Source organism: Citricoccus sp. (assembly GCF_032154715.1).
Lineage (GTDB): Bacteria > Actinomycetota > Actinomycetes > Actinomycetales > Micrococcaceae > Citricoccus.
The window spans coordinates 1-7,866 of the sequence record NZ_JALDXU010000127.1 but is presented as its reverse complement, the minus strand read 5'-3'; the positions used below and the strand labels follow the sequence as shown (position 1 = coordinate 7,866).

The 7,866-nt window shown below is 66.9% G+C and carries 9 protein-coding genes; 3 read left to right on the top strand and 6 right to left on the bottom strand.

The genetic code is table 11. From position 1 onward, the window contains the following. Window positions 1–94: sugar phosphate nucleotidyltransferase (locus tag RUH65_RS14695; protein WP_313817151.1), on the bottom strand; the 94-nt coding region annotated here is incomplete at its 3' end. Window positions 95–300: 206 nt separating this feature from the next. Next, window positions 301–1,080 (bottom strand): hypothetical protein, encoded by a 780-nt coding sequence (locus RUH65_RS14690; RefSeq protein WP_313818355.1) that lies wholly within the window; start codon window positions 1,078–1,080, stop codon window positions 301–303. Between the two features lie 227 nt (window positions 1,081–1,307). Here RUH65_RS14690 and alr point away from each other — a divergent pair, with 227 nt between their 5' ends. Continuing rightward, complete coding sequence (gene alr / locus RUH65_RS14685) at window positions 1,308–2,582, top strand: alanine racemase (RefSeq protein WP_313818354.1); 1,275 nt, start codon at window positions 1,308–1,310, stop codon at window positions 2,580–2,582. Window positions 2,583–2,664: 82 nt separating this feature from the next. Beyond that, window positions 2,665–3,282, top strand: coding sequence for a tRNA (adenosine(37)-N6)-threonylcarbamoyltransferase complex ATPase subunit type 1 TsaE (gene tsaE, locus RUH65_RS14680; protein WP_313818353.1), 618 nt, complete (start codon window positions 2,665–2,667; stop codon window positions 3,280–3,282). Window positions 3,283–3,296: 14 nt separating this feature from the next. On the opposite strand, the gene RUH65_RS14675 is transcribed toward tsaE, so the two are convergent. The 3 genes from RUH65_RS14675 to RUH65_RS14665 are packed head-to-tail and all read right to left on the bottom strand — an operon-like array spanning window position 3,297 to window position 6,441. Next, window positions 3,297–4,271: a fumarylacetoacetate hydrolase family protein gene (locus RUH65_RS14675; protein ID WP_313818352.1), complete on the bottom strand. Its 975-nt coding sequence runs from the start codon at window positions 4,269–4,271 to the stop codon at window positions 3,297–3,299. A gap of 41 nt (window positions 4,272–4,312) precedes the next feature. Next, a complete protein-coding gene (locus RUH65_RS14670) occupies window positions 4,313–5,209 on the bottom strand; it encodes an MBL fold metallo-hydrolase (protein WP_313818351.1) in 897 nt (298 codons plus the stop codon). Next, window positions 5,206–6,441, bottom strand: a complete 1,236-nt coding sequence (locus RUH65_RS14665) for an MFS transporter (RefSeq protein WP_313818350.1) — start codon at window positions 6,439–6,441, stop codon at window positions 5,206–5,208. The genes RUH65_RS14670 and RUH65_RS14665 overlap by 4 nt, the downstream gene beginning before the upstream one ends. Window positions 6,442–6,539: 98 nt before the next feature. On the opposite strand from RUH65_RS14665, the gene RUH65_RS14660 reads away from it, so the two are divergent. Next, window positions 6,540–7,535 (top strand): LysR family transcriptional regulator, encoded by a 996-nt coding sequence (locus RUH65_RS14660; protein WP_313818348.1) that lies wholly within the window; start codon window positions 6,540–6,542, stop codon window positions 7,533–7,535. 91 nt (window positions 7,536–7,626) lie between these two features. Here the strand turns inward: RUH65_RS14660 and RUH65_RS14655 are convergent. Next, the coding region (locus RUH65_RS14655) for an S-layer homology domain-containing protein (RefSeq protein ID WP_313818347.1) at window positions 7,627–7,866 on the bottom strand (240 nt) is incomplete at its 5' end.

Below are 7,866 nucleotides of genomic sequence, written 5' to 3'. Positions count from 1 at the left end.
GCTTGTCATAGACCGGGACCAGTTGTTTGCTGACGCCGAGCGTGATCGGGTGGAGCCGGGAGCCGGTGCCCCCGGCCAGGATGATGCCCTTCATGGACTCGAACCTAGGGGCCGGGTCCGCCGGGGGTAAGGCGGGTCCGTACTCGTCCCCTACGTGCCCGGGGGGCCGGCGCCGGTTGGTTCACTCTTGACGGTGCCGGTCAGGCACGGTTCGTCCTGCCGCGGGAGTGCGCCGCGAAGGCCATCCGGCCTACGCGGCGGGCGGTGGCGGGAGCCACCATCGTGGAATCCGGATCCAGGTCAGACGCTCTTGGAGCGGCGGTTCAGGGCCCAGGCGCCACCGCCCAGTGCCGCGACCGCGAGGGCGCCGGCACCCATGAGCATGCCGGAGTTGTCCTCCTGCTGCACCGGGGAACCGGTATCGGCACCGCCCTTGGGCATCTCACCCATCTGCGATGCGGTCACGGCACCGCAGGCCGCCGGAAGCGTGGCTGCCAGGGGCAGGGCCGGGTCCAACTCGCTCATCTTCTCCTGTGCCTCGGCACTCAGGTTGGCTGGATCCACCCCGTGGACGACGATGACGGCGGTGCCGTCCGCCACGGCTGCGGCGGTGTCCTCATTGACCTCGAAGGTGCGCTCATAGGAGTAGGACCCACCGCCGGGGAAACGTTCGATGGCCAGGGCCGAGTCCACGCCGGTGTCTCCCTCAGTGGTCAGCGACGTGCCGATCATGCCGTAGAACGGCTGTCCCTCAGGGGTGCTCACCGCACCGTCGCCGTCCGTGTCGGCCTCCGCGGTGGGGCAGAGGCCGTCGGCGCCGATGTGAATGTGCTGGGCGTGAGGGAAGGGTCCGTCCATGAAGGTCTCGGCCGCCCCGGAGACGTTGACCGTGACCGTGGCCTCGTTCCCGTCAAGTTCGACCAGGGCGTCGCCGACGGTGCCGCTGTTGTTCAACGGCTGCAGTCCGGCCTGCCCCGCCCACGGGATGTCCCCGCCGTCCTGCGCCATGGCGGGCGCAGCCGCCAGGGTCAATGCGCCCAGCGCGAGAGCCGGGGCCGCCAGTAGGATCTTTTTCCGCATCGTGATCTCCTCCTCGATGTCCTGCGCTTAGATGTTCGGTCACCCTGTGTTCGGAGCCGTCGCGCGCGCGGATGGGTGCGAATGTGATCTAGATCTCCCGACTTCTATCGACTCCGGCCGGATCGCCCGCTGGGACGGAGCCACGGATGGCGTTCGCCGTCAGGAATCCGACGCGGGTCCGATTCCTGCCTCGGATGCCGCCCGCGGGTGAAAGAATGGCAGGCACTATGTCGACTGACTATCTGCCCGAGCACCGCCATCCTTTCCGGGACCGTCCTCATCCCGGATCCGGGCCCACCGGCACCTCCAGCACCACGGGGCCCCTGAAGCGCAACGGACCGGCCGAGCGCGCCGCCGTCGTGGATCTGGCCGCCATCCGGCACAACGTGGCCACGCTGCGTTCCTGGGTGCAGCCGGCCGCGCTGATGGCGGTGGTCAAGGCGGACGCCTACGGCCACGGCGCCCTGCCCGTGGCTCGCGCGGCAATGGATGCCGGGGCCACCTGGCTCGGGCTGGCCCACGTCTCCGAGGCCCTCGAGCTGCGGGAGGCCGGCGTCTCGGCACCCATGCTCGCCTGGCTGCACACCACCGGCACCCCCTTCGGCCGGGCCGTGGAGGAGAACATCGACCTCGGCGTGTCCGGTTGGGAACTCGAGCCGATCGCCGAGGCCGCGCAGCGCCTGGAGCGTCCGGCCCGCGTGCACCTGAAGATCGATACGGGGCTGGGCCGCAACGGCGCCACCGTCGAGGACTGGCCGGCTGTGGTGGCGCGGGCTGCTGAATTGCAGGAGTCGGGGCTGATCCGCGTGGTCGGGATCTTCTCCCACCTGGCCGTGGCAGATGAGGAGGGCCGCGAGACCGAGACCGATGAGCAGCTCGAACTGTTCCACCAGGCCGTCGAGACCGCGCGTGAGGCCGGCGTGGACCCGGACGTGCGGCACATCGCCAACACTCCCGGCATCCTGCACCGCCCCGACTCCCACCTGGACCTCGTCCGCGCGGGCCTTGGGATCTACGGGCTCACCCCCTTCTCCGACCGCCCCGCCGCGGACTTCGACCTGGTGCCCGCCATGACCGTCACCACCACGGTGGCACAGAACAAGGCGGTGCCCGCCGGCCAGGGAATCTCCTATGGCTACCGATACCGCACCGCGGCGGCCACGCGCCTGGCGCTGGTCCCGCTCGGCTACGCGGACGGCATTCCGCGCCCGTCGATCGCGGCGCCCGTGGCGATCGGCGGTCAGCGGTATGAAGTGGCCGGACGGATCGCCATGGACCAGTTCGTGGTGGATCTGAAGACCGATGACCCCTCCGTGGCCCCTGTGGGCGCGTCCGTGGAGCTGTTCGGGCCGGCCTCCGGGATCACCGCCGACGAGTGGGCCGCCGCCGCCGGCACCATCAACTACGAACTCGTGACCCGGATCGGGGCCCGGGTGCCGCGGATCCACGTAGACACCCGGCCCGGCGAAGACGTGGGTGCCCCGACGGGGGAGAGCCGATGAGCATGCTCACCACACCCCTCACTTTGCGGGCAGAAATGGTGGGTGTGTCGGCAGGGGAGCGCCGACAGTCTGGGGGACGGCGATGAAGGATCTGACCGGGGCGGCCTCGCGACTACCGGAACCAGTGTCCCGGCTTGAGGTTGAGCTGGACGGGGCCGAGGCGACCCAGGCGTGGGCCGCGCGCCTGGCGTCCGTACTGCACGCCGGGGACGTGCTGATCCTGACCGGGGAGCTCGGGGCCGGCAAGACCACCTTCACCCAGGGGCTGGGGGCCGGGCTGGGTGTGCGCGAGGGGATCATCTCGCCGACGTTCGTGCTGTCCCGGATCCATCCTGCTCTGGGTGCCGGCTCCGACCTGGTGCACGTGGACGCCTACCGGCTGGGCTCGGCCGGAGAGCTGTCCGACCTGGATCTGGACGCCACCGTGGACCGCTCGGTCACCGTGGTGGAGTGGGGGCGCGGACTGGCCGAATCGTTGGCCGGCTGGCCCGACGACCCGGATGCCTCCTGGCTGGACATCGAGCTGATCCGGGCCACGGGTAGCGGCGAGCCGGGCGATGCCGGCACCCGAGCCGATGCCGAGGCTGGCACCATCGTCACTGACTTCTCCGACGAGGACGGAACCGGTGCGGATGAGACGCGCACCGCCGTCGTGCTGGGATTTGGGCCCCGCTGGGCCGGGGTAGAGCTGCCGAACTGAGCTGGACTGCGGTACTACCGCCACCGTTGTCTTGTTCGCGGGCGGGCAGTCGGAATCGACGGGGCCGAGACCGGCTCGCCCACGGTGTTCTGGATCTCGCCGATGCCTTCGATCACGAGGCGTACGGAGTCGCCTGGAGTCAGTGGCGACGGTACGAGCCCACCGTTGCGTCCCCACAGTTCTCCGAGGCAGCCACCGTTGCCCACGGTGCCGGAGCCGAGCACGTCTCCCGTGACAACACGCGAGTTACGGGAGGCATACGCGATCAGTTCCGGGAACGGCCACCCCATGTTCGACACCAGGTCCTCACCGACCAATTCTCCGTTGACATATGCCTCGGCTCGCACGGCGAGGAACCCATCGTTGTCGAGATACTGGGCGAACTCGTCTGCCGTCACGATCCATGGGCCCAGGGTCATGCCGAAGTCCTTGCCCTTCGCCGGCCCTAAGCGCACCTGCATCTCGCGAGCCTGCAGATCGCGCGCCGACCAGTCGTTCATGACGCAGTACCCGAAGATGACTGATTCGCTCTGAGCAACGTCGAGGTTGGATTCGGGTGCCTGCGGGCCGCCGCCGATGACGACGGCCAATTCGAGTTCGAAGTCGAGTCGGTCGCAGACCGGCGGCCTGATGACGGCGCCTGTTCCCGAGACAGTGTGCGGATTGGTGAAGTAGAAGGTCGGCGCCTGGTACCACTCGGCTGCGACGTTGCTCTTGCCCTCGACCCCCGCACTCACGCCCTCGACGTGCTCTTCGAAGGCGACGAAATCGCGGATTGTGCTCGGTGAGAGCGGGGCGAGGAGTTGAACTTCGCTCAACGACGTCCCAGGCGAGGACTGCACCCGATCGAGCAGGTCGCACGCTCCGTCGATACCCTGTTCGAGTACTGATGCGACGGTCGCCCCGTCGGGGAACGGCACGGTTTCATCATTGATCACGAAGCCCTCGCTGAGGGCGCCGTCGGGGTCCATCCATCGTGCTAGTTTCACGTTGTTCTCATTTCACTCTGGCGGCCCAGGGGGCCGCGGGGTCACGCATGGCAGTCGAGTGGAGACCCGCCGTTGTACTCATACATGTCTTGCCAGGCCTTGGGGATGTCGACCTCTGTACCGCGTCGCTCAGCGATGGCACGATGCAGATTGCCGACGATGCGCTCCCGCTCGGGCCATGTCGAAAACGGACCGAGGTCAAGGCCGCGGGCGGCGTCCAAGGGGCAGAGCCCGTGCCTATCGGCATCCGCTGCTGCCGCGACGACGAAAGAAAGGTAGGCCCGCACCGGCTCGAACAGCTCGGGTCCGCCTACTGGCCCGTGGCCGGGTACGACAGTGACGGGATCGAGTGCGGCGAGGTCGTCGAGCGCTTGCTGCCATCCGCGCAGTGATCCTGACAGAGCGAACGGAGTGCCGCCATTGAAGACGAGGTCACCGGTGAACAGCACGCGCTCGGCCGGCAGCCACACGTAAGAATCGCCCGAGGTGTGTGCGATCGTCCCGGGGTGGCGCACTTCAATGGGCCGGTCCCCGGGCGCGATGGTGACAGCCTGATCGAAAACCACCGTCGGCGGCCGGGGCGCGACAGAGCCCTGGTCGAATGGCGTGAAGATATGCGGAGCCAGAGTATGCGGTGCGAGCAGCTCGTCGGCCACACTGCGGTGCGCGATGATCTCGGCCTCGGGCAGCAGTGACGCGCCATTGCAGTGGTCCGGATGCGCGTGTGTCAATACCAGGCGTTGCACCCGGCCGCCCACGGTCGCCTCGATGGCATCGAGGTAGTCGAGGGTACGCCGCTCGGTCGATGTGACGTCAACGCTGGTCAGCCCGTCAGGATGTGCAATGAGCCCCATGTTGTTGATCATCCAGCCACCGTCGGGCTGGATGTAGGCCCACACGTCCTCAGCGAGTTGCTGCAGTTCTGGTTGGTCGTTCATGACTGTGCCGTCGTGAATTTCGGCAAGGTGAGGAGGAGGACGGCGGCGACTGCCATCATCGAGGCGGCGATTACGAGCGGACTCGAGTAGCTCCCCTGGGCGTCGAAGAAGAACCCGGCGACGACCGGTCCGAGGGCGCTACCAACCATGAAGAGGCTGTACACGAAGCTGTAGAGCGAGGCAAAGGCCTGGCGGCTGAAGTATCGAGAGCTCAGATAGCTCATGAGATCGATCTCTGCACCGAATCCGATGCCGATCAGCAACGCTGTCAGTGGGGCTAATGCCGGGCCTCCCCAGAGCAGCAGGAGGCAGCCGATGGCTGCGGCGATAAACATCGGCACGGCCACATACGTGGCATAGAAGCGATCGAAGAGCCAGCCGATGACGGGTCGGGCGATCACGGTCCCGACGCCGATGAGCGACGACAATAGGGCGGCCTGGACCGGGTCGACTCCGGAGTCGATGAGCAGGGGCACGAAGTGCGGCACCATCGTGAGCAGGGCCCAACCGAGCAGGAAGAAGGAGGCACACAGGATCCAGAACTCGCGACGTCGCATCGCGTGACGGATATGTGCCGGTTTGTGGATTTCTGCGGCGGCGGGCTCGGTGGCAGCGGCCGACGGTGAGCCGAGCCGCGCGAAGAAGACGAGCACGAAGGGCAATGCCGCAAGCGCTGCCATCGTCAGGTAGGCGCCCCGCCAGCCGGCGTTGGCGATGACGATACCCATGAGAGGCGGAAGGAGCAGACCCGCACAGCCAAGGCCTGCCGCCATGATGCCGAGCGCGATGCCGCGACGGGTGTCGAACTTCTCGACGATCGCTTTGGAGTACGTCACGGCTGAAGTGCCTGCCCCGAGGATTCCTGCGAACGCGTAGAACATCAAGAACACTGCAAGGCTCGACGTATAGAGGCCGAGCATCGTGAGGGTGATGACGAGCAACGGCACCGATACCAATGTGACGCGCTTGACCCCAAATCGATCGAGTAGTCTGCCGACGAACGGCAAGGCGAAGGCGAGTCCGAGCGAACTCACGAGGCTTGCGAGGTTGATCTGGCCGCGGCCCCATCCGAACTCATCTTGAAGCGGCACGACGAGCGTGCCGAGGATGTACCCGAGCGAGCTGAAGCCGACGCCGGCGCCGAGCGTGGAGAACAAGAGCGCGGGCCATCCTCGCCGGATCTCTCCCGCAGGAATCGGTCGCCGGGACGTTTCAGTAGCCATGGTCATCATGGATCTCGCCCTCCTTCTGAGTTGAAAACTGTGTGCCCCCATCAAGGCACGAGATGATCGTCACACCCGCCTAGGATTCCTACAATCGCGAAAGATCAATGGTGCATATCCATGAAACGAATATCGGAGGAATCGTGGTCAAGTTCGACCTCAACATGTTGCATCCGCTGCATGTGTTACTGGAGGAGCGCAGCGTCACCCGTGCCGCCAGCCGTCTGCACCTGAGCCAGCCCGCAACGTCGGCCACGCTGGGACGGCTGCGGCGGCACTATGACGACGAACTGCTGGTCCGAGCGGGGCGCACGATGCAGCTCACGCCCTTCGCGCGTGACCTTCTCCCTGCGGTCGTGCACGTGATGTCGCAGCTCAAACCGGTCGTCGACCGTAAGCAGTCCTTCGATCCGTTGAACAGTGAACGTCGCTTCGTGATCGCCTCTACGGACTATCTGACCGCGATTCTCGCCGGTCCTCTCCTCGAGACGTTCGCTCAAGAGGCGCCCGGCGCTTCGCTCGAATTCGCGCCGCAGCCCTCGCGTGATGGGACGCTCGGAGCTTTCGCCTCGCTCGATCTCATCGTCGGGCCGGTAGGCTTCGGGATTCCGGGGAATTCGAGCGAGCTGTTCACGGATGACTTCGTGCTCATCGCCTCTCCCGACAATGAAGTCCTGGCGCGCGCCCACGCCTCGCTCGACGATCTCGAGGCGCTGCCGCACGCGGTTGCCTACCTCAACAGCCCTGACCAGGATGGTGTTCACGACCTGCTCCGCCGCGCCGGCATCGGCAACACTGTCCGTGCCCGTCTCTTCGGACTCGCGACCCTGCCGCTGTTGGTGGCCGGCACGCAGATGGTGGCGTTCGTACCCCGAATGCTCGCAGCGAAGGCTTCACGCACGCTGGAACTCATGACGTTCGAGCTGCCCGACGCTATGTCGATTCCGATGGCCGAGCGGGTCTACTGGCATCCACGCGACGAGGACGACCCTGCGATCGAATGGCTGCGGGGCGCCCTCCAACGTACCGTGCCGATGCTCTCTCGGCAGCCGAGGGGGGCGGCACCTCGGAAGCTTGCCCGCACGCACGTCCGCGACAGTTGACCCGTCTGCACGGAAACCGCCCCCGAGCCGGGTGGTTCGGGGGCGGTTTCGGTGGTCCGGCGCTGTGGTGGCGGGGAGCGGTCTCCGTGCCTTAGTGCTGGGTGTTGTCGTAGCGTTCGAGGAAGGCGGAGATCTCGCCGCGGGTGACGGGGTCGGCTGCGTTGAAGTGGCCGTGGGTGTCACCGATGGTGATGCCCTGGGAGGCCAGCCAGGTGATGGCCTCGTAGTGGATGTTGCCGGTGTTCAGGTCATCGAAGGGGCTCTCCTCCGGGACCGTGTGCTCGGGTGCGTCGAGGCGGTAGAGGAAGGTGGCGAACTCGCCGCGGGTCAC

Coding starts and splice junctions, on each gene's coding strand:
- RUH65_RS14690 (WP_313818355.1), bottom strand. CDS start 1,080: ATGCGGAAAAAGATCCTACTGGCGGCCCCGGCTCTCGCGCTGGGCGCA.
- alr (WP_313818354.1), top strand. CDS start 1,308: ATGTCGACTGACTATCTGCCCGAGCACCGCCATCCTTTCCGGGACCGT.
- tsaE (WP_313818353.1), top strand. CDS start 2,665: ATGAAGGATCTGACCGGGGCGGCCTCGCGACTACCGGAACCAGTGTCC.
- RUH65_RS14670 (WP_313818351.1), bottom strand. CDS start 5,209: ATGAACGACCAACCAGAACTGCAGCAACTCGCTGAGGACGTGTGGGCC.
- RUH65_RS14665 (WP_313818350.1), bottom strand. CDS start 6,441: ATGATGACCATGGCTACTGAAACGTCCCGGCGACCGATTCCTGCGGGA.
- RUH65_RS14660 (WP_313818348.1), top strand. CDS start 6,540: ATGGTGCATATCCATGAAACGAATATCGGAGGAATCGTGGTCAAGTTC.